The organism is Shimia sp. CNT1-13L.2 (genome assembly GCF_024331145.1).
Taxonomy (GTDB): domain Bacteria; phylum Pseudomonadota; class Alphaproteobacteria; order Rhodobacterales; family Rhodobacteraceae; genus Shimia.
This window is the reverse complement of sequence record NZ_JANDJO010000005.1, coordinates 168,765-194,164: the sequence shown is the minus strand read 5'-3', so window position 1 is coordinate 194,164 and position 25,400 is coordinate 168,765. Positions and strand designations below refer to the sequence as shown.

25 protein-coding genes and 1 tRNA gene are annotated in these 25,400 nt (G+C 61.2%); 9 read left to right on the top strand and 17 right to left on the bottom strand.

What is annotated here, in order from left to right; genetic code table 11:
- Positions 1–25: 25 nt before the first annotated feature.
- From NNA36_RS12795 to NNA36_RS12775, 5 genes are all read right to left on the bottom strand, one after another.
- Entirely contained in the window at positions 26–853 is an 828-nt protein-coding gene (locus NNA36_RS12795) for an SDR family NAD(P)-dependent oxidoreductase (protein ID WP_255107580.1), read from the bottom strand.
- Between the two features lie 212 nt (positions 854–1,065).
- Positions 1,066–2,214, bottom strand: coding sequence for an acyl-CoA dehydrogenase family protein (locus NNA36_RS12790; RefSeq protein WP_255107579.1), 1,149 nt, complete (start codon positions 2,212–2,214; stop codon positions 1,066–1,068).
- A gap of 17 nt (positions 2,215–2,231) precedes the next feature.
- Complete coding sequence (locus NNA36_RS12785) at positions 2,232–2,642, bottom strand: MaoC family dehydratase (RefSeq protein WP_255107578.1); 411 nt, start codon at positions 2,640–2,642, stop codon at positions 2,232–2,234.
- Entirely contained in the window at positions 2,639–3,115 is a 477-nt protein-coding gene (locus NNA36_RS12780; protein ID WP_255107577.1) for a MaoC family dehydratase N-terminal domain-containing protein, read from the bottom strand. The genes NNA36_RS12785 and NNA36_RS12780 overlap by 4 nt, the downstream gene beginning before the upstream one ends.
- Before the next feature lies 1 nt (position 3,116).
- Positions 3,117–4,304, bottom strand: a complete 1,188-nt coding sequence (locus NNA36_RS12775) for a lipid-transfer protein (RefSeq protein WP_255107576.1) — start codon at positions 4,302–4,304, stop codon at positions 3,117–3,119.
- 110 nt (positions 4,305–4,414) lie between these two features.
- Here NNA36_RS12775 and NNA36_RS12770 point away from each other — a divergent pair, with 110 nt between their 5' ends.
- The 3 genes from NNA36_RS12770 (at position 4,415) to NNA36_RS12760 (ending at position 6,564) form a co-directional block, all read left to right on the top strand.
- Positions 4,415–5,311 (top strand): LysR family transcriptional regulator, encoded by an 897-nt coding sequence (locus NNA36_RS12770; RefSeq protein ID WP_255107575.1) that lies wholly within the window; start codon positions 4,415–4,417, stop codon positions 5,309–5,311.
- 98 nt (positions 5,312–5,409) lie between these two features.
- Positions 5,410–6,411, top strand: a complete 1,002-nt coding sequence (locus NNA36_RS12765; RefSeq protein WP_255107568.1) for a GlxA family transcriptional regulator — start codon at positions 5,410–5,412, stop codon at positions 6,409–6,411.
- Positions 6,412–6,487: 76 nt separating this feature from the next.
- Positions 6,488–6,564 (top strand) — tRNA-Met (locus NNA36_RS12760).
- A gap of 51 nt (positions 6,565–6,615) precedes the next feature.
- Here NNA36_RS12760 and NNA36_RS12755 read toward each other — a convergent pair.
- Genes NNA36_RS12755 through NNA36_RS12730 form a run of 6 tightly spaced genes read right to left on the bottom strand, consistent with a single transcriptional unit; the run spans position 6,616 to position 14,034 of the window.
- Positions 6,616–7,656: a sugar-transfer associated ATP-grasp domain-containing protein gene (locus NNA36_RS12755; RefSeq protein ID WP_255107566.1), complete on the bottom strand. Its 1,041-nt coding sequence runs from the start codon at positions 7,654–7,656 to the stop codon at positions 6,616–6,618.
- On the bottom strand, positions 7,656–8,933 hold the full coding sequence (locus tag NNA36_RS12750; RefSeq protein WP_255107564.1) for a lipopolysaccharide biosynthesis protein: 1,278 nt from the start codon (positions 8,931–8,933) through the stop codon (positions 7,656–7,658). The genes NNA36_RS12755 and NNA36_RS12750 overlap by 1 nt, the downstream gene beginning before the upstream one ends.
- Positions 8,930–9,751 (bottom strand): sulfotransferase family 2 domain-containing protein, encoded by an 822-nt coding sequence (locus NNA36_RS12745; RefSeq protein WP_255107562.1) that lies wholly within the window; start codon positions 9,749–9,751, stop codon positions 8,930–8,932. The genes NNA36_RS12750 and NNA36_RS12745 overlap by 4 nt, the downstream gene beginning before the upstream one ends.
- A complete protein-coding gene (locus tag NNA36_RS12740; RefSeq protein WP_255107560.1) occupies positions 9,748–11,091 on the bottom strand; it encodes a hypothetical protein in 1,344 nt (447 codons plus the stop codon). Before NNA36_RS12740 ends, NNA36_RS12745 begins: the two co-directional genes overlap by 4 nt.
- Before the next feature lie 4 nt (positions 11,092–11,095).
- The gene (locus NNA36_RS12735; RefSeq protein ID WP_255107558.1) at positions 11,096–13,348 is read right to left on the bottom strand and encodes a polysaccharide biosynthesis tyrosine autokinase; all 2,253 of its coding nucleotides are present in this window, start codon (positions 13,346–13,348) and stop codon (positions 11,096–11,098) included.
- Positions 13,345–14,034, bottom strand: a complete 690-nt coding sequence (locus tag NNA36_RS12730; RefSeq protein ID WP_255107556.1) for a sugar transferase — start codon at positions 14,032–14,034, stop codon at positions 13,345–13,347. The genes NNA36_RS12735 and NNA36_RS12730 overlap by 4 nt, the downstream gene beginning before the upstream one ends.
- 239 nt (positions 14,035–14,273) lie before the next feature.
- Here NNA36_RS12730 and NNA36_RS12725 point away from each other — a divergent pair, with 239 nt between their 5' ends.
- Together NNA36_RS12725 and NNA36_RS12720 are read left to right on the top strand one after the other, a co-directional pair.
- The gene (locus NNA36_RS12725) at positions 14,274–15,383 is read left to right on the top strand and encodes a glycosyltransferase family 4 protein (protein WP_255107554.1); all 1,110 of its coding nucleotides are present in this window, start codon (positions 14,274–14,276) and stop codon (positions 15,381–15,383) included.
- A 2-nt stretch (positions 15,384–15,385) separates the two neighbouring features.
- Positions 15,386–16,276 (top strand): sulfotransferase, encoded by an 891-nt coding sequence (locus NNA36_RS12720; protein WP_255107552.1) that lies wholly within the window; start codon positions 15,386–15,388, stop codon positions 16,274–16,276.
- Between the two features lie 3 nt (positions 16,277–16,279).
- Here NNA36_RS12720 and NNA36_RS12715 read toward each other — a convergent pair whose 3' ends face one another.
- Positions 16,280–17,515, bottom strand: coding sequence for a glycosyltransferase family 4 protein (locus tag NNA36_RS12715; RefSeq protein ID WP_255107550.1), 1,236 nt, complete (start codon positions 17,513–17,515; stop codon positions 16,280–16,282).
- Positions 17,516–17,673: 158 nt separating this feature from the next.
- Here NNA36_RS12715 and NNA36_RS12710 point away from each other — a divergent pair, with 158 nt between their 5' ends.
- Positions 17,674–18,774, top strand: coding sequence for a glycosyltransferase family 4 protein (locus NNA36_RS12710; protein ID WP_255107549.1), 1,101 nt, complete (start codon positions 17,674–17,676; stop codon positions 18,772–18,774).
- The gene (locus tag NNA36_RS12705) at positions 18,771–20,234 is read left to right on the top strand and encodes a hypothetical protein (protein ID WP_255107547.1); all 1,464 of its coding nucleotides are present in this window, start codon (positions 18,771–18,773) and stop codon (positions 20,232–20,234) included. The genes NNA36_RS12710 and NNA36_RS12705 overlap by 4 nt, the downstream gene beginning before the upstream one ends.
- Positions 20,235–20,279: 45 nt before the next feature.
- Here the strand turns inward: NNA36_RS12705 and NNA36_RS12700 are convergent, their stop codons facing one another.
- The 5 genes from NNA36_RS12700 to pobA are packed head-to-tail and all read right to left on the bottom strand — an operon-like array spanning position 20,280 to position 24,095.
- Positions 20,280–21,110, bottom strand: a complete 831-nt coding sequence (locus NNA36_RS12700; protein WP_255107545.1) for a 3-keto-5-aminohexanoate cleavage protein — start codon at positions 21,108–21,110, stop codon at positions 20,280–20,282.
- Positions 21,111–21,148: 38 nt separating this feature from the next.
- Positions 21,149–21,769, bottom strand: coding sequence for a protocatechuate 3,4-dioxygenase subunit alpha (gene pcaG, locus NNA36_RS12695; RefSeq protein WP_255107543.1), 621 nt, complete (start codon positions 21,767–21,769; stop codon positions 21,149–21,151).
- A gap of 4 nt (positions 21,770–21,773) precedes the next feature.
- Positions 21,774–22,502: a protocatechuate 3,4-dioxygenase subunit beta gene (gene pcaH, locus NNA36_RS12690; RefSeq protein WP_255107541.1), complete on the bottom strand. Its 729-nt coding sequence runs from the start codon at positions 22,500–22,502 to the stop codon at positions 21,774–21,776.
- Positions 22,499–22,906, bottom strand: coding sequence for a 4-carboxymuconolactone decarboxylase (pcaC, locus tag NNA36_RS12685; protein ID WP_255107539.1), 408 nt, complete (start codon positions 22,904–22,906; stop codon positions 22,499–22,501). The genes pcaH and pcaC overlap by 4 nt, the downstream gene beginning before the upstream one ends.
- Positions 22,907–22,925: 19 nt before the next feature.
- Positions 22,926–24,095: a 4-hydroxybenzoate 3-monooxygenase gene (gene pobA / locus NNA36_RS12680; RefSeq protein ID WP_255107537.1), complete on the bottom strand. Its 1,170-nt coding sequence runs from the start codon at positions 24,093–24,095 to the stop codon at positions 22,926–22,928.
- An 89-nt stretch (positions 24,096–24,184) separates the two neighbouring features.
- Here pobA and pcaQ point away from each other — a divergent pair, with 89 nt between their 5' ends.
- The gene (pcaQ, locus tag NNA36_RS12675; RefSeq protein WP_255107534.1) at positions 24,185–25,117 is read left to right on the top strand and encodes a pca operon transcription factor PcaQ; all 933 of its coding nucleotides are present in this window, start codon (positions 24,185–24,187) and stop codon (positions 25,115–25,117) included.
- Between the two features lie 80 nt (positions 25,118–25,197).
- On the top strand, positions 25,198–25,353 hold the full coding sequence (hemP, locus tag NNA36_RS12670; protein WP_255107532.1) for a hemin uptake protein HemP: 156 nt from the start codon (positions 25,198–25,200) through the stop codon (positions 25,351–25,353).
- Positions 25,354–25,400 lie beyond the last annotated feature (47 nt).

Genomic DNA, 25,400 nt, shown 5'->3' with positions numbered 1-25,400 from the left:
CCGTCCCGGCGGGATGTCGGGTGGTTTAGCCGAGGGTGAAACCGCCGCCGACTGTCAGCACCTGACCCGAGACATAATTGGATTCGGGGATGCAGAACAGGTAGACGCCGCCTGCGGCCTCTTCGGGGGTGCCGCCGCGCCCCATGGGAACCATCGAGGCAAAGCCGCCCGCGACCTTGGTTGGGATGCCGATGCCGACTTCGTTGCCGTCCACGGTGATGGTTTTCTTTTCGTCCGTGGCTTCGGTCAGGCGGGTTTCGATATAGCCGAAGGCGACGCAGTTGACGCAGACCTTGGAGCGGCCCCATTCCTTGGCCATGGTCTTGGTGAGGCCGACCACAGCGGCCTTGGCCGAGGAATAGTTGGCCTGGCCGATATTGCCGCCAAGGCCCGCGACCGAGGAGATGTTGACGACCTTGCGAAAGACCTCGCGGCCTTCTTCGGCCTCTTGCTTGGCGGCGCCCTTGATGAAGCCGCTGGCGGCGCGCAGGATCTGGAAGGGGGCTTTGACGTGTACGGCCATCATCGCGTCGAACATGTCGTCGGTCATGTGGCCGATCATTGAATCCCATGTGTAGCCGGCGTTGTTGACGATGATGTCGACGCCCTTGAAGGTTTCGATGCCGGTGCCGATGAAGCGTTCGGCAAAGCCGTCTTCGGTGACAGAGCCGGGCACGGCGACGGCGTTGCCACCCATGGCCTTGATCTCGTTCACCACGCTGATCGCGGGATCGACTTCGAGGTCGTTGACCACGACATTGGCGCCGTCGGAGGCGAGTTTCAGGGCGACGGCGCGGCCGATGCCGTTGCCTGCGCCGGTGACATAGGCGGTTTTGCCAATCAGTTTGCTCATTTCGTCAGTCCTTCGTTTTCTAGGCTCGCAGCACGTGCGGGTCGTATCCGTGTCTTTCCGGATCGCTTGTGATCCGGTTCGCGCCCGACCCCGCCCCCCAGGGCGGGCGCGAATTGGCGGTCAGGGCGCGGGCCTTGTTGCCGTTTCAAACCACTCTTGTGGTGGCGTAGGTTTGAGGGCGCCCACCCTCGTGGTCGGGCGCGAACCTCTTGTTAGTCCTGGTCCAGAGATCGCGCGATGATTTCCTTCATGATTTCGTTGGTGCCGCCGTAGATCTTTTGCACGCGGGCGTCGGTGTAGAGTTCCGAAATCAGGTATTCGTTCATGTAGCCGTAGCCGCCGTGCAGTTGCAGGCAGTTGTCGACGATCTCGCATTGCACGTCGGTGGACCACCATTTCGCCATCGCTGCCTTTTCCGGGGTCAGGAGGCCCTGATCCAGTTCGGCGAGGCACTGGTCGACGAAGGCCGCGAGGATTTCGATCTTGGAGGCGGCTTCGGCGAGTTTGAAGCGGCTGTTCTGGAAATCCATGATGCGCTGGCCAAAGGCCTTGCGTTCCTTGACATAGGCGAGGGTCGTATCGAGGGCGCATTGTGCAGCACCCAGTGCCGAGTAGGCGAGGATCAGGCGTTCCCACGGCAGCTGCTTCATCAGCTGGTAGAAGCCCTGTCCTTCGTCCTGACCCAGAAGGTTGGTTTGCGGCACGCGTACGTCCTGGAACGAGAGTTCGGCGGTGTCGTTGCGCTTCATGCCCATCTTGTCGAGGCGGCGGCCGACGGAGAAACCTTCGAGGCCTTCGGTTTCGATGATGATCAGTGACACGCCCTTGGAGCGTGAGGTGGGATCGGTTTTGGCCACCAGCACGATCAGGTCGGCGCTGCCACCGTTGGTGATGAAGGTCTTGGAGCCATTGATCAGGTATTCGTTGCCGTCCTTGATGGCGGTGGTTTTGACGGCCTGAAGGTCAGAGCCGGTGCCGGGTTCGGTCATGGCGATGGCGGCCACCTTTTCTCCGCTGGCGAGGTCGGGCAGCCACTTTTCCTTTTGCTGGTCGGTGCCGAAGGCGGTGATGTAATGGGTCGCGATATTGTGGACCGAGAAGCCCCAGCCACTGTCGCCGATCTTTGCCTGTTCAAGGAAGGTGACGGCGTCGAAGTGGCGCGAGAGGCCAAGGCCGCCGAAGTCTTCGGGGATGGTGGCGCCGAGGATTCCGATCTCTGCGGATTTCTTCCAGAACTCCTTGGGGACGAGACCGTCTTTCTTCCATTGATCGCGGTTGGGCTGGAATTCGTCTTGCAGGAAACGGCGGACGGAATCGGCGAAGGCGTGATGCTCTTCCTGCATCCAGAGGTGTGTTGGCATGTGGGGGTCCTTTGGGATCAGGCAGCGGAGATCAGGGCTTCGCCGCGCAGGGTCTGGGTGCCGTCGTCGATGGTTGCGGTCAGGACGACGCGCAGCAGCGGTTCGCCCTCTTTCTCAAGGCGTTCGGCAATCCGGCCTTCGCAGGTGACTGTTGCGCCGACGGGCGTGATGGCGGTGAAGCGGCTGGAGAGGCCGCGCAGGCGGTCGATCCCCGCCCAATCGGTTGCGAGACGGCCAAGTTGCGCCATCGACAGCATGCCATGGGCAAAGACATCGTCGAGACCGGCCTTGGCGGCGAAATCGGTGTCGATGTGAATCGGATTGTGATCGCCCGAGGCCCCGGCATAAAGCGCCAGTGTGGTGCGGGTGATCGGGCCGAAGGTGACGGGGGGCAGCGTGTCGCCCACTTGTGCGGTTTGCGGTGTCATTTGCCCCCTCCCAGACGGTGGATCAGATCACGACGCGCAACAGAGAGCGTGCCGCGGTCGGGGTGGCGCACTTCCATTTCGAGATGGGCGATTTCCAGCGCGCCGCCTTTGGCGTCGGTGAAGCCCTTGACGCGGCTGATGATCTCGACGGTTTCGCCTGCGAAGATCGGGCCGTGATAGTCATAGGTTTCGGTGCCGTGCAGAAGCACGCGCATGTCGGCGTTGATGCGCTCAAGAAGCGGAGCGATGCCCTTGCGGGCACCGGCCTTGGCGGCGGCCATGTCGAGGACCACGGGGTAGGTTGCCGGGGCCATCACGTCAGGGTGGCCGGCGGCACGGGCGGCATCGACATCGCTGTGGATCGGGTTGGTCTCGCCGATGGTTTCGGCAAAGAACGCCACCGCGCCACGTTCGACGGTGATCTCGATGGGCGGGCTTTCATAGCCTTCGGAGCTGCGGTCGAAAATTCCCATGTCAGGCCGCCTGATAGAGGGTGACGACGCAGGCACCGCCAAGGCCGAGGTTGTGTTGCAGAGCGGTTTTCGCGCCCTCCACCTGTCGGCGTTCGGCGGTGCCGCGCAGTTGGTGGGTGAGTTCATAGCATTGGGCAAGGCCGGTGGCCCCGAGGGGGTGGCCCTTGGACAGAAGACCGCCGGAAGGGTTGGTCACGAATCTGCCGCCGTAGGTGTTGTCGCCATCGGCGATGAACTGTTGCGCGCCGCCTTCGGGGCAGAGGCCAAGGCCTTCGTAGGTGATGAGTTCGTTGTGGGCGAAACAGTCGTGCAGTTCCACGACGTCGACGTCTTCAATGCCGATGCCGGATTGCTCTTGTACCTGTTTGGCGGCCTCGGCGGTCATGTCGTAGCCAACAACCTGCATCATATCGTGGGCCTCGAAGGTCGAGGTGAAATCCGTGGTCATGGACTGCGCCTTGATGGTGACGGTTGTCGGGATGTTGTGTTTGCGTGCGAAATCTTCGGAGCAGAGGATTGCCGCCGCGCCGCCACAGGTGGGCGGGCAGGCCATCAGGCGGGTCATCACGCCCTCCCACATCATCGGGGCGTCCATGACCTGATCTTCGGTCACTTCGGTGTTGAACAGGGCCAGCGGGTTGTTGACCGCGTGGCGCGAGGCCTTGGCGCGGATCCTGGCGAAGTCATTCAGCGTGGTGCCGTGTTTTTCCATGTGCGATTTGCCCGCGCCGCCAAAGTAGCGCAGCGCCAGCGGCACCTGACCGTTGCCGACAAGCGCATCGGTTTCGGCGTCGAAATCATCGAAGGGGGTGGGGCGGTCTGTCCAGTGACTGGTGAGCGCGCCGGGCTGCATCTGTTCGAAGCCGACGGCAAGGACACAGTCGGCAACGCCGTGTTCGATGGCCTGACGAGCAAGGAACAGCGCGGTTGAACCGGTCGAGCAGTTGTTGTTGACGTTGACCACCGGGATGCCTGTCATGCCGACGTGATAGAGGGCTTTCTGACCACAGGTGGAATCGCCGTAGACGTATCCGGCGTAGGCCTGCTGGATGTCATCATAGGACAGGCCCGCATCTGCAAGCGCGTCGCGGATTGCGGCTGCGCCCATCTGGTCATAGCTGTCAGAGGCGCCGGGCTTGGCGAATTTGATCATGCCGACGCCGGCAACGATGGTGGATGTCTTGCTCATGGTGTCCTCCCCGAATCCCAATCACTTTACTTGCTTAGGACGAAGTATGGGATTGACGCAGGCCATTAGGCAAATTCAATATTATCCTAAGGTATTCCTTGGAGGAATGGATGAATCTGAGCAAGCTGAGATATGTTGTGGCGGTGGATCGCGAGGGATCGATCTCGGGCGCGGCGCGGGGGCTGCATATCACGCAGTCGGCGGTGACCAAGGCGGTTGCCGATATGGAGGCCGAGTTGGGGTTTGCCCTGTTTGACCGGCGGGCACGCGGTGTTGTGGCGACGGCGGCAGGGCGGGATTTCATTGACCGCGCTGCGCGTATCCTTTCGGACATGGACCAGTTGGCGATGGACGCCAAGAGCGGGCGCGATTCCCGTGACAGGGTGCTGCGGATCGGTATTGCGCCGCCGTCTCTGGAGGGGGTGATGAACCGGGCCGTGCGCCATCTTGTGGTGAACCATCCCGAGGTGCGGGTACAGTTGCGTGGCACGCCCTATGAGGCGGGGGTGCAGCTTTTGCGGCAGGGTGATCTCGATACGATGATCGCGCCGGAACATACGCTGTTCGGCGAGGCCGGGTTCGTGACCGAACCCCTGCCGCCCCTGAAGGCGCGGATGTTCGCGCGCAAGGGGCATCCGCTGAGCGGACGTCGGGTGGTGGCGGCCGAACTGGCGCAATTTCCGATCATTTCGCCCGACATTACAGGGCCGCACGTGATGCCTCTGATGGGGGTTCTGGATCACCTTGAGGGGGATCCGGCGCGGGGGCTGCATATTCTTGAGAACTTCCCGATGGCCTCGGGGATCATCGAGCGGACGGATACGGTGGGTGTGGTGGTCGAAACTTATACTCACAGTCAGGCCTTCCAGAGCCGGTTCGAGGTGATTGATTTCGATATGGGAGCGCCCTTGCCGATGGTCTTTGCTTATCGGGCCGAACGGGTTCCGGCGCGGGCGATGCGGTGGTTGCGAGAGGCGTTGAAGGCCTTTCCGCCGACGGCGTCCTGACAGGTGCGCTGATTTGCGGCGAAAAACCGTCGCAGTCTGGTTGTGAGGGACGCATAGGGCCGGTTATATTGGCGTATCCAGATATGTAGAGGAACGAGATGAGCGAAGGACTGGTCCCCAAAGGCGTGGCCCATGTGGATCTTGGCGTGACTGCCGAGCCTGAGCATTTCGTGTTCCTGCTGTTGCCGAACCTGTCCATGCTGGCCTTCAGCGCGGCGATCGAGCCGCTGCGGATCGCCAACCAGTTGACGGGGCAGGTGTTGTATCGCTGGACGATGATGTCGGAAGACGGGCAGAGCGTGCGGGCCTCGAACGGGGTTGAGCTTGGGGTGGATTGCGCGATGGGGGACACCCCCGCAGGTGCCAAGGTTTTTGTCTGTTCCGGGGTGGAACCCGAAAAGGCCGTTTCCAAGAAGGTTGCGGACTGGGTGCGTTACCAGTGGCGCACCGGGCGTACGGTGGGCGGGCTGTGTACCGGGGCCTATGCGCTGGCGCGTGCGGGTATCCTCAAGGGGCGTGGATTGACGCTGCACTGGGAGAACCAGTTGCCGTTCCGCGAGACCTATCCCGATCTGGACGTGCGCGAGCAACTGTATGTTATCGACGACCGGATCATGACCTGTGGCGGCGGGGCGGCGGCGACTGATCTGTTTCTCAAGATGATCTACGAAAAGCACGGGCCGATGCTGAGCCAGGCGGTGCTGAACATGTGCCTACATTTCGTGCATCGTTCGGAGGTGGACAGCCAGCAGTCGTCAAAATCGGCGTCGCTTGGCATCCGGAACCAGAAGCTTTTGCAGATCATCAGCATCTTTGATGAAGAGATCGATCAGGAAATCCTTCTGGATGACATCGCCGATCGGGTTGGGGTGTCGCGGCGGCAGATGGAACGGCTGTTTTCGCATCATCTTGGGCGCACGCCGAAGCGGTACCTGATGGACCTGAGATTGCAACGGGCGCGGGCGCTGATGGCGGAAACCGATCTGCCGGTAAGCGAGGTGGCCGTGGCCTGCGGGTTCGAGTCGACCTCGCATTTTTCCAAGCGCTTTCGCGAGCGTTTCGGTGTCTCACCCTACTCGTTCTCGGTGACGACGGGGTAGATCACAAAATCTGCATGGGCCGCGCATTTCCCTCTTGACCATCACCGGCGAGTCCCATAAATCCCCCCTCACTCAAGGCGGTATAGCTCAGTTGGTTAGAGCAGCGGAATCATAATCCGCGTGTCCGGGGTTCAAGTCCCTGTACCGCCACCAAGAATTCAGGCCCTGAAAGCACCCGCTTTCAGGGCCGTTTTCTTTTTGGCCCTAGTGAAAGCTGTCCCAGTGAAGATCGGCGAAGCAGGGGCCCTGAATGCCCTCGGCAAAGCTGACGACGCCACCTTCCCATTCGAGAAACTGCGGGCGCTCTTCGCGGTCGATGGCGAAATCCCAGCAGATGAACCGCGCCAGTGGCATCTTGTCGTGCAGGTTAAGTGCCATCTGGCCGGCGCTGTCGAAGCCCGGGATGGGCAGGCCTGCGAAGTCTGTGTGTGAGTCTGGATGGCGGTCCACGCGGGTCCAGTTGGAGAGGTATCCCAGATCGGACAGGTGGCCGGAGTGCAGATCAATCGCGATGCGCAGCTGGTTCTGGGCGACGACGTGTTTCTGGCCATGACGTCCGAGTTTCAGATAAGCCATGCGCAGCTGGGCCGGACCGGTTGCGGGCAGGACGGTGCCGAGGCGGATGGTTGCCAGCGCGTCCGAGCCAAGGCGGGAGAGGTCCGGGTGGGGCAAAATCCTTGGCTGGAAGACGCCATTGCCAAGGCGGATGAGATCGGGGGCCGTGAGGCCTTGGGTGGCGAGGATTTCGACACCGTTTCCGAAGCCGGAGCCATCGGATTTGAAGACGATTTCATCGTGGGCCTTCAGGCGGCTGAGCGCCTCGGTGGGGGTGAGGGGGTCAAGCCGTGCGGAGAGGAAACGGCCGTTCAGGGCATAGGCGATGTCCGGCAGGTCGGCGTTGGCCATGAACAGCGGGTTGGTGGCGCGAATGCGGCCGAGGCGGTGCGCTTCGCCGTTCACATTGGGCATGGTGTGGGCGAGGTAGTAGCATTCCGGCAGCCAGCCTTCGCGGTATTCTCCGGCAAGCGCGGCAAAGGCGAGAAGCCAGTGGGCGTGGTAGTCGTTCCCCAGCCGCTCAACCGCGTCTTCGCGTGCCCGTTTGCGCATGGCAGAGGTGAGCGGGCCGTCAGACTGTTCGACGGCGTCGACAATGCGCCGGGCCTCGCGAACGCTGAGCCACTGGCGGCGTCGGGCCTGAAGGTTGGCGATCCCCTGTTTTCCGAGAGTTTTGATCCGGTTCGACATCATGCTGCCTTTTGACTGATGGCGGCGATACGCCGGCAGGCGATCAGGGTAGAGCCGAGATAGGCCACGCTTGAGAGGACAAAGGTCCAGGCTGCGCCGAATGTTCCATAGACGGGGATCAGAAGCAAAGCCGCAAGGCAGGCGGCCAGAAGGCTTGAGCCGGAGATGACAACCCGCCAGCGAAAGGCTTGGGCCGCGGTGACGGCGGTCACGAGGGGAGAGGCCGCGAGTGTTATGGAAGAGGCAAAGACGATGATCGTGAAGAGATTTCGATCCGCGTACTCTGCGCCGAAGAGCAGGGTGAGGAGTTGCGCGCCGAAGACCCATGCCAGTGCCGTCGAGAGTGCGCCGAAGAGGGCGGCGTATTTCACGAGTGACCAGGAGAGGCGGGTGAAATCCTTGTGGCGGCCTTCACGCAGGTAGCGCCTCAGGCGTGCGGCAGAGGCGCTGCCGAGGGTGTTGGCGAGCATCGACAGCGCGGTATGGACGTAGAACAGCGCGCCGAACAGACCGACGGCCTGTAGCCCGTAGTCGCGTTCCAGCATCAGGGCGGGCACGGAAGAAGAGGCTCGGAGCATCCAGAGGGCAATGCCCACCGGCAGGACCCAGAGGAAGAGTTTTCCGACCCGGCGCAGGCTGGCGTTCAGCGCGCTTTCAAGCGAGACATCGGATTGCAGGCGGCCCAGGAGATTTCGGTCGACGATCCAGAAGCTGAGCGCCCAAGCGAGGGCCTCGCAGGCGAGGGCGACAGGCAGGTTGCGGGTTTGCCAGAAGATCAGTGTAAAGGCGATGATCCCGGCAGAGCCGCGCACCAGAAGCGACAGCGCGACATAGTCGAGCCGTTCGGCGCGCTGGAACATGGCGTGGTTCATGCTGGCCTGAGCGCCAAAGAACTTCACAAAGGCAAAGGCGGTGACGCTGAGCAGAAGGAAAGCACCGTCGGAGCGATAAAGGAGAAAGGCGGCAAGGATGCTGAGGACCACGGCAAGACAGCCGCCCAGCAGGCGGAGTGCCACGTAGTCCTCGCGTTTGAAATGATCGAGGTCGTCGACGGTCAGCACGTCGCGCGTGCCCATTGTGGCGAGAAAGAACAGCGGCGTCACGATTGCAGCGGCAAGGGTGAGGGCACCGACGTCTTCGGGGCTGCCAAGGCGGGCGGCGATGGCGACGACGAGAAACTGGGTGAGGGCGTAATATCCGCGTCCGGCAATCGCAAAACCGATGTTCCTGCGCAGCGATGGCGGTCGGGAAATATGGGGCGGGGCAGAGGTCGTCACGGTGCGGCCTCGTAAATCGCTATGTCCGGGGCGCAGAGGTCCTGAACCATTTGAAGTTGTGCGGTGGTTAGGTTGGATCGCTGTATGCCTGATCTTGGTGCACTGGCGCGGTTTTCGTGGCCGATGCGAACGCGGAAGCCCAGCTTGTCCAAGATGTTGCGTTCGAAGCGCGCCATGTCGTCAAGGCGGCCGACGACGTCGAACTTGTTCAGGTTGCAGATGGCCTTGGCAATGGCCTTCGGGGTGGCGATGTCCGAGAGCGGTGGGCGCCCTGCGAAGTATTCGACGTAGGTTGCCCCCATGCGTTTTGCCCGTTCGGTCTCCAGAAAGGTGTCGAAATCCTCTTCGATACGGGCGTGTGCGCCGTCGCGTGCGTGGCTCCAGTTGAAGTGCGACAGGAAACGGGACACCGGCTCGCGCAGGATGGTGACGAATTTGTAGCTGTCCGAGAAGCCGCTGTAGGCGATGTCGGAAAAGGCGACATGAGCAGACACGCAGCGGGTGTCTGAATACAGGTGGTAAAGCAGCATCTGTTCGCGAAGATCCAGCACATCGACCAGCATCTGTTCGCGGTCCCGCCGCCCGGTGAAGGCCTGATAGGCCCTGAAGCTGGCTTCGGGCGAGATTGTGGCCTGGCTGAGCAGGTAGCGTTTCCGGAAGGCGCGCCCGACCGAGGTGCCGCCGCATTTCGGGACGTGGTGAAACACGAAACGCTGGGGCAGGGTTGCGTTCAGAATACGACCGCGCAGACCTTTGGCCCGGTCGACAAAGGCGGTGCCGGTTGCCTTGCCTTCAAATCTGTCGTTCGTCCTGTTCAATGGGCGGCTCTCAGGGTCTGGCTCGTCGTCCAAGCCGTCCGGTTGCCTTGCGCCAGACGGTTGAGGAGCAGGATGGTGAAAAACGAAAAGAGCGCAATCCATTCCGGAAAGCCCGGATGGCCTGCGTCACCGCCGATCCAGACACGGAACAGGGGCAGGACCGGCAGCATGGCCACCCATTCGGGGCGCAGGGGAAGGGCGAAGTTTGCGCCATTTCGCGCGATGGTGATCAGGAAGTTGATCCATGTGGCGAGAACGGCAAGGTAGAAAGAGGCGACCAGCAGGAAGGCGAGCAATCCGGAGTGGAGCCACGCGCCGAGGAACAGGTTGTGCACCAGTTGTCCGTTGATCTCTTGCAGGCCTGTGCCCGACCAGATGGCGTGTTCGATCCGGGACAGGGCGAAGGCAAGCTGATCCAGGCGGCCCTGGGTTGAGGCGTCATCAAAAGCGAAACGATCGCCGAAGAGGGACACGGCGGCACCGCCGGAAGTGAGGAAGAGGAGGACGCAGGCGATGGCGAAGACAGTCACGAGGGTCTTCACGATGAGGCTGGTGCGGTTGAAGCGGGGTTGGTTGAGCTTTGCGATGAATGCGGTGACCGGCAGCGTTACCACGGCGACGAGCACAACCGAACGCGTGTTGAGAACCAGCAGGATGGCGATAATGAAGAAGGTCATGGCCTGACCGATCCGATCCGGTTTCTGCGCGGTATGTGCGGCGCGGAACAGGACGAGGGCCGTGAACAGGGCGATTGCGATGATGTTCTTTTCCGAGGCTGCAGCATCGGCGCCGCTGGGGCCGGCAATGCGGAAGAGTTCACGCAGGAACCCGTAGACGACAAAGTCCAGATCGCCGTGCAGGAGAAGGCGTTCGATGGCAATCAGCCAGCTGAGGCCATTGTTGCGGGCGACGACTTCGGAAATGACAAGAAAGCCCAGGATCGCGAAGAGGGCGCCGCGCCGCAGGAGGCGGGGGGCTGCGCCCGTGACCATTAGGGCGGCACCGACGGTTAGGCCGCACAGGAGGAAGAAGACCTGTCGTATGACGATGCCATTGTCGGGCAGGCCGGCGAGGCTGATGGCGAGCACCATGAGGTAGAAGAAGTAGGGCATTAGGATGAGGGCGCACCAGCCGGGCAGCTGCCAGGTTCGGGAGGGCAGCTTTGGCAGCAGGCAGAACAGGACCAACCCCAAGAGAAGGACCGCGACGTAGGCGAGGTTCAGTTTGAAACCGCCGATTGTCGCGATGTGAACCCATGTCAGCGGCAGCGCGGTCAGCGCGAGAACCAGAAGGGATGCGACGAGCCTTTCGGAGAGGGAGGTTTCCTTGCTGGCGGGCATGGGATCAGCTCTTTTCCCGACGATCCGGAGTCTGGAGGTCATCACCCGTGTTGTGCAGTTGGTAGAGTTTGGCCGATTGCTTGTAGGTCGCGGCATAGACACCTGCGTTTGACCAGATGCCGGCCTTGTCCGAGGGCGAGACGGCATTCACGATGGCACCCGCGATGCGGCGTCGTGGCAGGCGTTGAATGGTGGAGCGCACCGCTTCGACAGAGGTGGAATTCAGTTGCAGAACCAGCGCGATGTCGGTGCTGCGGTCCGCGAGAATGGCCGTGTCGGCGAGGTGCGCGACGGGCGGGCTGTCGAGGACAACCAGATCATAGTGCGCGCGGGCGGTTGCGATGAAGTTGCGCAATTGTGGTCCGGACAGAAGATCGGAAGGTTGCCGCCCGTTCAGTTTGCCTGCCGGAACGATGTCGAGGATGCTGCTGTCATCGGCCTTGACCGGGCTCCAGCTCTGGCCTTGCAGAATTTCGCAGAGACCTTCCTGATCATCGAGTTTGTAAATCTCTGAAAGGCCCGCGTAGCGCAGGTCTGTATCAACCAGCATGACCTTCTGTCCGCTGGAGCTTGCCGAGGTTGCAAGGGCTGCCGCGATCGAGGTCTTGCCCTCGGTTTCGCAGGCGGAGGTGATCAGGACAACCGGGGTTTCTCCGCTGCGGCGTGCCACGGATTTGCTCCAGAGGTTCTGACGCAGAACGGACGTTGCGTCGGTGAATAGCGAGAAGGGTTCTTCATTGATCACGTTCTGAGCTTTCTGGCCCTCTTCGAGAGTGGGCAGTACGGAAAGCACTTTCATGCCAAGGTCGCGTTCGACCTGTGCGATGGACGTGAACCTGGGGCGCAGGATGTCGCGCAGCAGCGACTGGACAACGGCAATCGCGGCCCCGAGCAGGAAACTCAGGATGACCAGAACTTTGGTCGGCGGGTAGAATGGCAGAAGGGGCCAGGTTGCTGCGCTTATGATCTGGGTGCCGCTGGAGGCGAAGGTGCTGAGTTCCGTAGCGATCCCGGCGTTGTTGAGGTAACGCTCGTGGCGCTGCCGGTAGGCTTCGGCGATGCGTTCAAGATCGCGCAGTTCCGCCTGCGAGCGGGTCTCGACTTCGGACTGCTGGCTTGCCTTGGCGACTTCGGCCTGCAACAGGCGAATCCGGCTTTGCAGGGTTTCGGTTTCGTTGGCCAGAACTTCGGTAATACGGGCGATTTCACCGGTCATCTGGTCTTCGATGGCCGCGAGGCGGCGCAGGATCTGGTTGACCCTCGGGTTGTCGGAGGAACTTAGAAGCGTTGCCTCCTGTGCACGTCGTTGCTGTTCAAGCTGCTGTTCGCGCAGGGCGGTGTAGATAACCGAGGTCTGCACCTCGGGAATGCTGCTGGCGTCGGTGTTTCCGGCCAGAACGCCCTTGGCCAATTCGAAAGAGGCCATCTTTTGTGCGAGTTCCGCGCGCGAGCGGATCAACTCGGCGTTTAGTTCGACAAGCCTTTGATCGCCAAGAGTCGGGCCGTCAAATTCGCCGATGAGATTGTTGTCGATCCTGAACTGTGTAACGGCGGCTTCGGCCTGTGTGACCTGCGCGCGCAGTTCCCCGGCGCGGGCATCAATCCATCCGCTCAACTCGCGGGCCTGGGACTGTCGCTGTTCGAGACGGATCTCGGTGTAGACACCGGCAAGGGTGTCCGCGATCGTGTGCGCCAGACGCGGAGAGACGGTGCGGACGTCGATGCTGACGACGTTGGTGTCCCCTTCGCGCGAGACGAAAACGGCTTCGCGCAGGATCTTGAGGGCCGAGAGGGTTTTCTTGTCGGGCACATTTGCCGGCAGGGGCGTGTTTGTCTGCGGCGTGGCGGACAGGGTGCTTTTGACCCAGCGGACGGATTGCGTGAACAGGCCGGGCTGTTGCGACTGGAAGCCGGGTTCGTCCAGCAGGTCCAGCTTGGTGATGACGCGTGACAGGGTGTCGTCGGATTCAATCAGGAGGATCTGGCCGTCCACATAGCCGGTGTCGGGCAGAACCAGACCGGATTTCCCAACTTCAATCGGGCTGGTTGCTGGCCGTTCGATCATCAGCTGGACCGAGCTTTTGTAGAGGCGGTCCATGCGCGTTGTCATGTAAAACGCGATGCTTGCAAACAGGAAGCCATAGGCAAGGATGCGCCAGCGGCTTTTCCAGAGGAAGCGGGTGGTTTCCCGCAGAACTTCGGCGAAGGTTTGTGCGTTGCTGTCAGCGGATTGGTGCAAGTCGGTTTGCCCGTTCATGTGCCGGTCCTTTTCACAATGACCGAGGCCGTTTGGAGAGCCAGTTTCAAATCGACCCAAAAGCAGACGCTGTCGGCGTAGGAGCTGTCCATCCAGATGCGCTCATCATAGGTGGTCGTGCCGCGCCCGTGGACCTGCCAGAAACCGGTGAGGCCGGGTTTGAGGGACAGGTATGCGGGCAAGTGCGGGCCGTAGAATTTGAGCTCGTCTTCGGTGACCGGACGGGGGCCGACGAGGCTCATTTCACCGCGAAGGATGTTCAGAAGCTGGGGGAGTTCGTCGATGCTGGATTTCCTCAGGAAACGGCCAAGGCGGGTGATCCTCGGGTCGTGGCTGAGTTTTTGCTGGGTTTCCCATTCCTCGGCAGCCAAGACGTTCGTGCGAACGATGTGGCGCAATAGGCGCTTGCTTTCGCTGCGCATGGTCTGAAGTTTGAAGCAGGGGAAGGGCCGGCCGTTCTGGCCAACACGGCTGTGCGAGAAAAACGGTTTTTCCCCCGTGAGCGCGATCAACAGGGCGGCGATCACGATTATCGGTGTCGTCAGGACCAGCAACATTGTTGCCCCAACGATGTCAAAGATGCGCTTACCATACCTCTGGTAAAAGCCATGCGAGCGGCCATCTTGGGACCACTCGGTCAGTTGCACGTTGTCTATAAATCGTGCCGAAAACTCATGACGCTTCATCGGTACCCCCCGCTTCCATCCCTACGAGTGCCCAAATTCGGCATAGGAAAGATTGACATAAATTTGACACAATTCCTAGTAGAAGGGACATAATCCCTTGTTTCCCTTGGTTTTACGCATTCAAAAGAAACAATCTATCGAGCCAATGGCCTATTGGTTCGCGGGAGGATACGGTGAGGTCGAAAAAGCCCGGCGCATTGATGGAAAACTCGGCAGGTCGTCTTGGAAATGAGGCGAAAATGAGACGTGGCAATGCGGGGTGTTCAACGGATTCCCGGAAAACGATTCTCAGTATCTGTGAAACCGCTCAGGGTGGTGTGGGGCGGTATCAAGAGAGTTTGCGGGCGTTGGGGGCGCAGGGTTTTGATGTTCATATCCTGTTGCCGGATGCCCATCGCGAGATTTTGGAAGACCGGCGAAACGTCGTGACATTCTCGCGCGATCGCAGGGGGGCTGGGGCGATCTATCGGCTGGTGCGCGCGGTTTTTGAACAGAAGAGGCGGCTGGGGCCGGATGTTCTGTTCTTCAACAGCACGTTTTCTTTGCTACCGCTATTTGCCCTGCGACTTGCGGGGGATCGGACACCCGCCGTTTACTGCGCGCATTGCTGGGCCGTGTCGAATTATGAGCCGACGAGCCTGAAGGGGCGTTTGGTTCGGTTCCTGGAAGGGCGGCTATGTGGGCTGGCCGATCTTGTGGTGAATGTCTCGGAAGGGGATGCGCAGCTGGCCCGCACCTTTGGCTACCGGGGACGGCATGTGGTGGTGGCCAATGCCACGCCGGATGTGGCGGAGGTGCAGCCCGTCGCGTTGACCCGGACAAATGACGACGAGGTTCAGCTGTTGTTCGTTGGGCGGTTTGACCGGCAGAAGGGGTTGGACATTCTGCTGGACGCCTTTGGCAAGGCCCGCCAGCGCGGCGCGAATGTACGGTTGCACCTTGTTGGCGCGCCGGTTCGCGGGAGCGATTTGCCGGTGATCCCCGAAGGGGTGGAGCAGCATGGTTGGGTGGAGCCCGGCCAGATCGACCGGTTCTTCAAGGCCGCAGACGCGGTCATTGTGCCTTCGCGGTGGGAAGGCTTGCCGCTCACGATTCCGGAGGCGCTTCGAAACGGGACGCCGGTTTTCGTTTCGGACAGGAGCGCGATGCCCGATCTGATCGAAGACGGCGTGAGTGGGGGGAGTTTCGATTTGTCCGTTGAGGCCCTGGCGGACTGTCTTGGCGGGATGGAGCGAGGTGCGCTGGCGGACATGCGCGCAGGCGCGCGGGCCACTTATGAAGGGCGATTTACGATGGATCGGTTTTCGGATGCGCTGGCGCGGCATTTGCGGCAGGTTTTGAAGGATTGATCATGGCAGGCCCTCTTCCGAATTTCTTCATTGCTGGGGTTCCAAAGGCCGGAACGACCGCCTTGTTCAACTGGCTTGCAGCGCACCCTCAGATGAATGGGGCCTATGAAAAGGAAACCTGTTTCTTTGCCGATCCGGACAGTCATGCCTATCGGGCAGATTTCTGTGTTGCGCAGGGGCTTGATACCTATTCGACGGCTTTTCCCGCGCCGACGCTGTCAACGCGGGTGACCTTCGAGGCGACGCCGTTCTACATCTACAGCCGCGCTGCGCTGGAGCATATTCCCGGCTTGGAAACTTGCCCGAAGGTGTTGTTCATCCTGCGTGATCCTGCGGATCAGATTGCATCGGTGTTTGACTACTTTCAGAACAATTATTCGCATATTCCGGCCGGGCTGACGTTTGAGGCGTTCGTGTCGGCAGTTCATCAGGGCAACGGGGATTTCAAGGGCAACGAACTTGCGCGTAATGCGCTGGGCTATGCGGATTATCTTCCGTGGTTGATGACATGGCGCGAGCGGGTTGGCGAGGCGCGTATGATGGTGCGCACCTTTGATCAGTTGCGGGACAATCCGCGTGCGATCTGCAAGGAGATCGCGGGGTGGCTGGATGTCTCGGAAGAGTTCTTTGATGACTTTGTTTTTACAAAAGAAAATGAAAGCTATCGCCCGCGGAACAGGGCGCTGCAGACCCTAAATATTGCGGTGCGTGAGCGTCTTCCGAAAGGCAGGGTCTATGACATGGCGCGGCGTTTGTACCGGAAGGTGAACACGAGGCCGGTCGACAGGGCGGGCAAGGCAGAGACCAAGGCGCAGCTGCGGGCGGAGTTTGCAGCACGCAACCAATTGTTGGCCGAGACGTTTGATCTTGATCTGACGAACTGGGGTGGCTGAGGGCTATCCGGGTGTCGGAGCGAGCATCTCGCGATAGATTTCCAGAAGGCGCGCGACGTGGTTTCGAGGCGACACCAGTTCGGCGAGTTCGGGCGTTTCGAAAGCGGGAATCCGGGTAACGTCGAGCAGCGCCTGTGTCAGGGCATCCACGGTCGGGGCGTCAAAGATCACGCCGTTTGTGCCATGCGACACAGATTCGCTTGCGGCGCACCATGATCCGCAGATCACGGGCACGCCACGCAGCAGGGCTTCGATCGGGACGAGGGGCTGGCCCTCGTACCAGAGGCTTGGGAAGACGACGGCGCGGGCCCGGGAGATGTGATGCTGAACCTGTTCCGGGCTGACCCATCCGGTGATTACCGCATCGGGGTTGGCGGCGCGGATGTTGTCGGCCTCGGGGCCATCGCCGACGAATATGGCGGGGATATTGGCCTTTCGCGCGGCCCTGGCAAAGAGGGTGCAGCCCTTTTCGGGCGCGAGCCTGCCGATGAAAACGTATTCGCTATTGCGGGAGGCATCGACCTTTTCGCCGCCCGTGGCCACAGGATTGGGAAGGGCGTGAAGGCGGGTCGATGCGGGAAGATAGGGGGCCATGGCCGCGCGCTGGGTTTCGGAAATATAGGCGATGTGTTCGAGCTTGCCCGGCATCCGGCCAAGCGTGTTTGCGATCAGGGTTCTTAAGGACCGCCAGGCCTTGTGCGAGGGGTGGCGGGCGTCACAATTCGTGGACAGGCAGGCCGCTGACAGGGGCGATCGGTGGCAGATTTCCTGCTTGCGAAAGTCGAAAAAGCCACCGTTGGGGCAGGCGAGAAAATACTCGTGCATCGTGTAGAGGGTTGGAATGGGGCTGGCGCCTAGCACGCGTCCGATGGATGGCGAAAGTGCCTTGGCCCAGCCGTGGCAGTGAATGACGGTGTGGGCGGGGTCGCAGGCGCCCAGCGTGTCCGCAAGTGCCCGGGCGGCAGAGGCGTTCCACAGGCCGGTCAGCATCGCGTTTACGCGGCTGGGGTTGTCCAGAAGGGTGTGCTGATCAAGGCAGACCGTTTCGATCCCTGTCGCGTTAAGAAGGGGATGAACGGGGCCGGTTGCCGCGAAGAAGGTGACTTTGATCCCCGCGTCGGCCAGCAGGAGGGCGCTGTCTATGGCAACCTTTGCTTGTCCGCCGTTGATGTCGGCGAAGTCGCTGACGATGACGACACGCCTGATCTGCATGTGGTTTGTGTCGTCGGCATTTTTCATCGGGTTTCCAAGTATCTGAAGGGCGTCATACCGTATCGGGGTAGAGTGTCGGCAATGACAGCTCCGACCCCGAGGTGCTGGATTTCGCTTGGGACTTGAGGCTAAGCTGCGGGGTAAAGCCTTGCAACCGGGCAGGGAACAAATTTTGGGATCGGCATATGAGTCCGCATATTTTGTTTGTTGCCAACGAGGTGTTGGGCTGGCGGACCTATGCCGACCAGTTTGAAGCGGCGGCGCTGGACAGGACAGACGTTAAGGTGACGGTGTATCGCAGGCGTCCATCCAAAATGCTCATGAGATTGGCGCGACGCCATGCGGATACGGCTGTATCGCGGTGGTTTCGGCCATTTGATCCGATCACCTTGCATGGTGGGCGTCTTGGAAAGGACATTCGCCAGCAAGTGATGCAGCACCGGCCAGATCTGGTGCATTTTGCGGCACATTGGCCGGCGGGGGCGTTGCCGCGCGGTGAAGGCGCGCCGCCCTTTACCCTCGCACTGGATGCAACACGCGCCTCGATCAGCAGGGACTTGCCCTTGGCGGGGTGGCGCGCGGGTGAAATCGAGACAGAGGCGAATGTGTGCCGCCGCGCCAGTCGGGTTTTTCCGATGAGTGGGTGGGTGGCGCGGTCGCTGGAGGCGGATTATGGGGTGTCTTCTGATCACATCATGGTCGCGCCGCCTTCCCTAGGTCGGTCGCGGTGGCCCAAGCCCGCCGCATGTGACGGCACGCCGGCGCAGATCCTGTTTGTCGGAAATGATCTGGCGCGAAAGGGGGCGCGTCGTCTGGCGGCATGGGTTGAGGGGCCGTTGGCAGGCCGCTGTCATCTGACGATTGTATCAGGCGACACGGCCACGCCACCAGACGGGCCGAACATCACGTTCCTCGGGCGGGTGGATCATCAGAAGATCATCGAGGAGATCCTTCCAAAGATGGATGTGTTCTGTTTGCCAACGCGGCTCGATATGTCGCCGTTTGTCGTTGTCGAAGCTGCGGCGGCCGGGCTTCCTGTGGTCGCGAGCAGGATCGGGGGCATGGAGGATCTGGTGCTTGACGGGCAGACGGGGTTTTTGCCGGATGCGGGGGATGACCAAGGGTTTCTGGAGGCGTTGACGACTTTGATCGGGGATGGGGCAAGGCGGCGTCAAATGGGAAGGGCCGCGGCAGAACACGCCGAGCGGCATTTCGACGGAACGCGGAACTTTCACGCGCTGCTGGATCAACTGGCCGAGATCGCCACGACGGAGGGGCGCGCGTGAGCACACCCGAGACGGTTTCGTATGAAGAGCTTCGGGGGCGGGTGGAGCCGTTTCTGATCGAGCGGCTGAACCCGCAGGCCACCGCCTTTGACCTGCGCCGTTTCATCCCCGAACCGACGTGGAACCGTTTCGACCTTGGTTTCAAGCTGCTTTACCTTGATGCGCTTGAGCACGGGGGGAGCGCCTATGCCGATGAGGTCTATCAGGCGCATATCGCGGCGTTTTCTCTGGGCGACATGGTGGAACCGGGCAATGAGGGCAAACTGGGGATCGACAGGTTCAGGGCGGATTTCCAGAAGCTAAACACCGAGATTGCGATCAAGGGGTTTGACGCATCGGTCAGTCTTGTGCCTCTGGCCGAAGACGGGAGCATCCTGAACGCGGCGCATCGTGTGGCCTGTGCGATCAGGGCCGGGAAGGAGATTGCGGCGGTGGAGACTGGCCTTGATCCGATGGTGTTCGACTATCGGTTTTTTGCCAAGCGGGGGATGGACGAAGGAGATCTGGATGCCTGTGCCGTTCGCATGGTTGAGGCCATGCCGAATGCGGCGGTGGCCTTGTTGTGGCCTGCCGCGCAAGGACAGGACAAGGCGGTGGATCAGCTGATTGGTCCGCTTGTCTATCGGCGGCGTGTCGATTTGACGATGGCGGGGGGGCAAAACCTGTTGGCGCGGGTCTATCAGGGGGAGCCATGGCTGGGCGAGGCAGAGGCGCATTTTCCCGGGGTTCGCCGCAAGCTGATGGCCTGTTTTTCGGGGCGCGATCCCCTAAGGGTTCTTGTCTTTGATGCCCCGCCCGAGCGGGACCGTGTTGCCCTGAAGGACGACATTCGCGGGATCTATGGCATCGGCAAGAGTTCGATCCACATTACTGATACGCACGCGGAGGCGGTTGAGCTGGCGCGGTTGCTGTTCAACGCAAATGCCCGTCATTTTCTGGATCACGCAAAGCCGACGGCGTTTGCCGAAACCGGGGCCAACATGCAGGTGGTGCAGGACTATCTTCGAGACGTTGGCGGGGCGGCAGGAGAGGTTGCCTTAGACACGGGGATGGTGATGGCGGTCTATGGGCTGCGGGCGCCGGGGGACATTGATGTGGTGACCGCCCTAGATGCGGTCGGTGCGCCGTTCGAGACGCATGACGCCGCGTATCACGATGTTGGGACGCAAGACCTGCTTTATGATCCGAAGCACCATTTCTATTTCCGTGGGCTCAAGTTCCTCAGTCTCGATGCTGTGCGCGATCTCAAGAAGCGTCGTCTGGCGGGGCGTGACAGGGAAGACCTGTTGCTGATCGAACCGCTGTTGAAAGAGCAGTCCGGCAAGCGGGGGGGATTGTCGCTTTCCCTGCGTCTGCGCATGGCCTTGCTCAAGGTGAGGCGGCGGGCGATCAAGATCTTGTTCCGGCTTGGGGTGGGCGAGACGCTGCGGCGCTGGTACCGGGCGGTTCTGCGGAAGTAGTGCCGTGTTTGGCGGCCTGATGTTCTGGCCGCCAGATTTCGTGTCTCAGGCCGCTTTGAGGCCGAGGATTTCGCGGGCCTGTGCGGGCGTGGCGACGGGGCGGTCGTACTTGGCGCAGAGGTCGGCGGCGCGCTGGATCAGGGCGGCGTTCGAAGGGGCAAGGGTGTCTTTGTCGAGGCGTACGTTGTCTTCGAGACCGGCGCGGGTGTGGCCGCCTGCGGCGATGGCCCATTCATTGACCACGATCTGGTTTGCACCGATGCCCGCGGCGCACCATTCGGCCTTGGGCGCGCGGGTCTGCATGGTGTGGACGTAGAAATCGAAGATTTCCTTGTCGCAGGGCATGGCGTTTTTCACGCCCATCACGAATTGCACGTAAAGCTTGCCGAACAAAAGACCCGCTTCGCTGCGTTTGATGGCGTGCAGGATGTGGGACATGTCGAAGGCTTCGATTTCCGGGGTGATCTCGTATTTGATCATCTCGGAGGACAGCCAGTCGATCAATTCAGGCGGGTTTTCATAGACGCGGGTCGGGAAGTTGTTCGAGCCGACCGAGAGCGAGGCCATATCGGGGCGCAGGGGCAGCATACCGCCGCGCTCGGCCCCGGCGCCGGAGCGGCCACCGGTCGAAAACTGGATGATGACGCCGGGGCAGTGTTTTTCGAGACCTTCCTTGAGCAGCGCGAACTTGTCGGGGTCGGAGGTCGGCGTGCCGTCGTCCATGCGGACGTGGGCGTGGATGATGCTGGCCCCGGCCTCGACGGCGGCGTGGCTGCTTTCGATCTGTTCCGACACCGTGATCGGGACGGCGGGGTTGTCCGACTTGCGCGGCACCGAACCGGTGATCGCGCAGCAGAGAATGCAGGGTTTGGTCATTGTGGGTCCTCGTTGCCGCGCCCCGGTGGGGCGGGCGCTCAGATGTCAAAGAAGACGGTCTCGTCCTCGCCTTGGATCTTGATATCGAAGCGGTAGACGATTTGTCCATCGCGTTCGCCGCGCTTGGCCAGGAGGGTGGCGCGGCGGCGTTCCCACTCGATCAGGTTGATGACGGGATCGGCGGCGTTGGCCTCGGTTTCGTCGTCGAAATAGAGGCGGGTGTTCAGGCCGAGATTGATGCCGCGTGCCACGATCCAGAGGGTGATGTGGGGGGCCTGCGTGGTGCCGTTGCGCCCCGGTGTGGCGCCGGGTTTCACGGTGTCGAAGCCCCATTCGCCGGTGTCGAAGTCGGTGATGACACGGCCCCAGCCGCGAAAGCCATCCTCGACTTCGCCTTGGTGTTCGGGGTGGGCGTAGATGCCTTCGCTGTTGGCCTGCCATGCCTCAAGGAGCACGTCCTTGATCGGGGAACCCGTGCCGTCGATGACACGGCCTTCGACGCGGATACGTTCACCCCTGGCGTTGGGGCCTGCAATGTCCCAGCCGAGTTCTTCGCGGTAGATGTCAAAGCCCGCCGCGCCGGGGGCGAGGCCGATGTGGACATAGGGGCCTGCGGTCTGGGAGGGGGTTTCTTTCAGATAATTCAGGTCTTGAGCCATTGGATCAGTTCCCCTCCAGACGGTTTTCAAACAGGGTCGAGCGGCGACCGCGCAGGACGATGTCGAACTTGTAGGCGATGGTATCCAGCGGGATGGTTGCGTTCATGTCGAGGGCGGCGATCAGTTGGTCGACGGCCTTGGGATCGGGGATGGTGTTGACGATGGGACATTTGGCAATCAGCGGATCGCCCTCGAAGTAGAGCTGGGTGATCAGGCGCTGGGCAAAGCCGGAGCCGAAGACCGAGATGTGGATATGGGCGGGGCGCCAATCATTGACCCAGTTGCGCCAGGGATAAGCGCCGGGTTTCACGGTTCGGAAGTAATAGTAGCCGTTTTCGTCTGTCAGGGTCCGTCCGCAGCCGCCGAAGTTCGGGTCAATCGGGGCAAGGTAGGTGTCTTTCTTGTGGCGGTAGCGGCCACCGGCGTTGGCCTGCCAGATTTCCACCAGGGTGTTTGGCACGGGGCGGGCATTTTCGTCGAGCACGCGGCCATGGACGATGATGCGCTCGCCAATCGGGCTTTGGCCCGGCTGGGCGTAGTTCGAGAGCAGGTCATTGTCGATTGCGTCGATGTCATTGTGGCCGAAGACGGGGCCTGTGATCTCGCTTAGCGAGTTTTCAAGCGAGATCGGCGCGTATTGCGGGGAGCGGGCGACAGAGGTCTTGTAGCGTTCATCAAGGGCAGGGGGATGCCAGCGCCTGTCGCGTTGATAGAATTCCGCAGGTTTGGTCATGGCTGTGTCTCCTGTTCGGGTAGGGCGGCGTCTGCGTCCATTTCGGCAAAGGTCTGCTTGGCGAGTTTGAGCGCGTGGTTGGCGCGGGGGACACCGGCGTAGATGGCGACGTGTTGGAAGGCTTCGAGGACGTCCTGTTTGCTGGCGCCCGTGCGGGCGGTGGCGCGGATGTGCATGGGGATTTCCTCGAAGTTGCCAAGGGCGGCGAGGAGGGCGAGAGTGAGCATGGAACGCTCCCGGTCGCTGATACCATCAGAGGCCCAGACCGTGCCCCATGCCCCTTCGGTGATGAGGTCCTGAAAGGGGGTGTCAAAGTCCGTCTTGTCGGATTCGGCCCGGTTGACGTGGTCATCGCCAAGGATGTTGCGGCGAACCTGCATGCCTGTTGCGAAGCGGTCGGTCATCTTGGTGTCTCCTTCGGCCTTAGTAGGGCAGGCCGACATAGTTCTGAGCAAGCACTGTTTGCGCGGCGCGGTTGTCGCGCAGGAAGGCAATGTCGGCGGCCTGCATCTTGAGATCGAACTCGGATTGGTCGGGGAAGCGGTGCAGCAGGTTGGTCATCCACCAGCTGAAACGCTCGGCCTTCCAGATGCGGGCGAGAGCCTTTTCGGAATAGGTGTCGATGCCGGTGTCATCGCCGTCGAGGTAATGCTGGATCAGCCCGTTGTAGAGGTAGTGAATGTCGCTGGCGGCGGTATTGAGGCCCTTGGCACCTGTCGGGGGTACAATGTGGGCCGCGTCGCCGCAGAGGAACAGGCGCCCCCAGCGCATGGGTTCGGTGACGAAAGAGCGCAGGGGCGCGATGGATTTCTCGATCGAGGGGCCGGTCACCAGTTTGTCGGCATATTCGGACGGAATGCGGCGCTTGAGTTCCTGCCAGAAGGCATCGTCGCTCCAGTCGTCGGGGCTGTCGGACAGGGAGCATTGAATGTAGTAGCGGCTGAGGTTTTCGTTGCGCATCGAGCAGAGGGCAAAGCCGCGGCTTGAGCAGGAGTAGATCAGTTCGTCGTGGACGGGCGGCGTTTCGGAGAGAATGCCGAGCCATCCGAAGGGATAGAGCTTTTCGTATTCGCGGCGCACGGTCAGAGGGATGGTCTGGCGGCTGACGCCATGGAACCCGTCGCAGCCCGCCACGAAATCACAGTCGATGCGGTGTTCGTCGCCATCGGTGGTGTAGGTGACATGCGGTGCGTCGCTGTCGGCGCCATGAATTTGGACGTTCTCGGCGTTGAAGATGACCGTGCCGTCCATCGCTTCGCGCGCGTCGTAGAGATCGCGGGTGACTTCGGTCTGGCCATAGACCACGACGGAGGTGTCAGTGAGGTCTTTGAAGTCGATGGTGAATTGGGTGTCGCCGTGCGAAATCACCGTGCCGTCGTGGACAAAGCATTCCTTGTCCATGCGATCGGCAACGCCCGCTTCGCGCATCAAGTTCACGAAGCCGGTCTCTAGGATGCCGGCGCGGATGCGGCCAAGCACGTAGTCCCTTGTTTTGCGTTCAAGCACGACGGTGTCGATGCCCTTGCGGTGCAGAAGCTGGCTTAACAACAGGCCGGATGGACCACCGCCGATGATGGCTACTTGGGTGCGCATGAATTCTCCTCCTGATGGCATACTGCTTGCCAAATTTCTGGATGTAAATTGATGATGCGTGCTAGTTTGTTGCCAAAACGGATAAGTAAATGATCGATCGACGCATCAAGTTTCGCCACATCCAGTGTTTTGTCGAAATCTGCCGGGAGAAAAGCCTGAAGCAGGCGGCGGAGAAGCTGTTCCTTACGCAGCCCGCGATTTCCAAAACGCTGAAAGAGCTGGAAGAGATCCTTGGGGCGGCGCTATTGGTGCGCAATCGCGCGGGGGTCGCGCTGACCAAGGAGGGCGAGGTGTTCCTGCATTTCGCCGAACAATCGCTGGCTGCGTTGCAACAGGGTCTGGCGGGGGTCGAGCAGGTTGGTGCAGAGGGCAAGGTGCGCCTCGCCGTCGGGGCGTTGCCCTCTGTGGCGGCGCGGTTGATGCCCGAAGTGGTGCGCGAAATGGCCGAGATCGCGCCGGATGTGGAAATCCAGATCATGGACGGGCCGCATGCCTATCTGGTGGATCGACTGCGGCTGGGGATGCTGGACGTTGTGATCGGACGACTGGGGCAGCCGGAAACCATGCAGGGGCTTTCGTTCACGCAGCTTTACGAAGAGCGGGTCGAGTTCATCGTTCGGGCAGGGCACCCATTGCTGGACGCGCCCGATCTCAAGCGAATCGGAGAGTGGCAAGTGATTTATCCGCCGGCGGGGGCCGCGATTCGACCGCTTGTGGAACGCTTCCTGATCGCGCATGGCGTGGGGGAAATACCGGACCGGCTGGAGAGTGTTTCGGGCGCTTTCGGGCGCGTTTATACGCGGCGGTCGGATGCAATCTGGATCATCTCGGCCGGGGTGGTGGCGAATGAAATTGCCGATGGTTTCCTTGTTCCCCTGCCTTTTGAAACAGGCATTACCCGCGGTCCGGTGGGGTTGATGTCACGCCCGGACGAAACGCTTTCGCCGCAGGAACAGCTTTTCCGGCTGGCGCTGGGGCGGGCGATTGCGCGCAGTGGGTTGAAAGAAAATATATCCGATTAAAAAAGTCGGAATTGACATTGCTGATAAAAATAGTCAGAAATAAATCCGTGAACAGGAATCTGGCAACTCAGGATGTGACTATGTTTATGAATGCGAATATCTCGACGGCTGACGCTTACCCGGTGCATGACGCCAAGGAACTGACCGGTGGTCAGGTGCAGGCACGTATCGTTCTGGATGGTCAGGTCTACACGCTGCGCATTACCCGCGCGAACAAACTTATTCTTACAAAATAACACGGTGATGGGTCGCGTGTTCGCGGCCCATTGAGGGACAAAGGAAA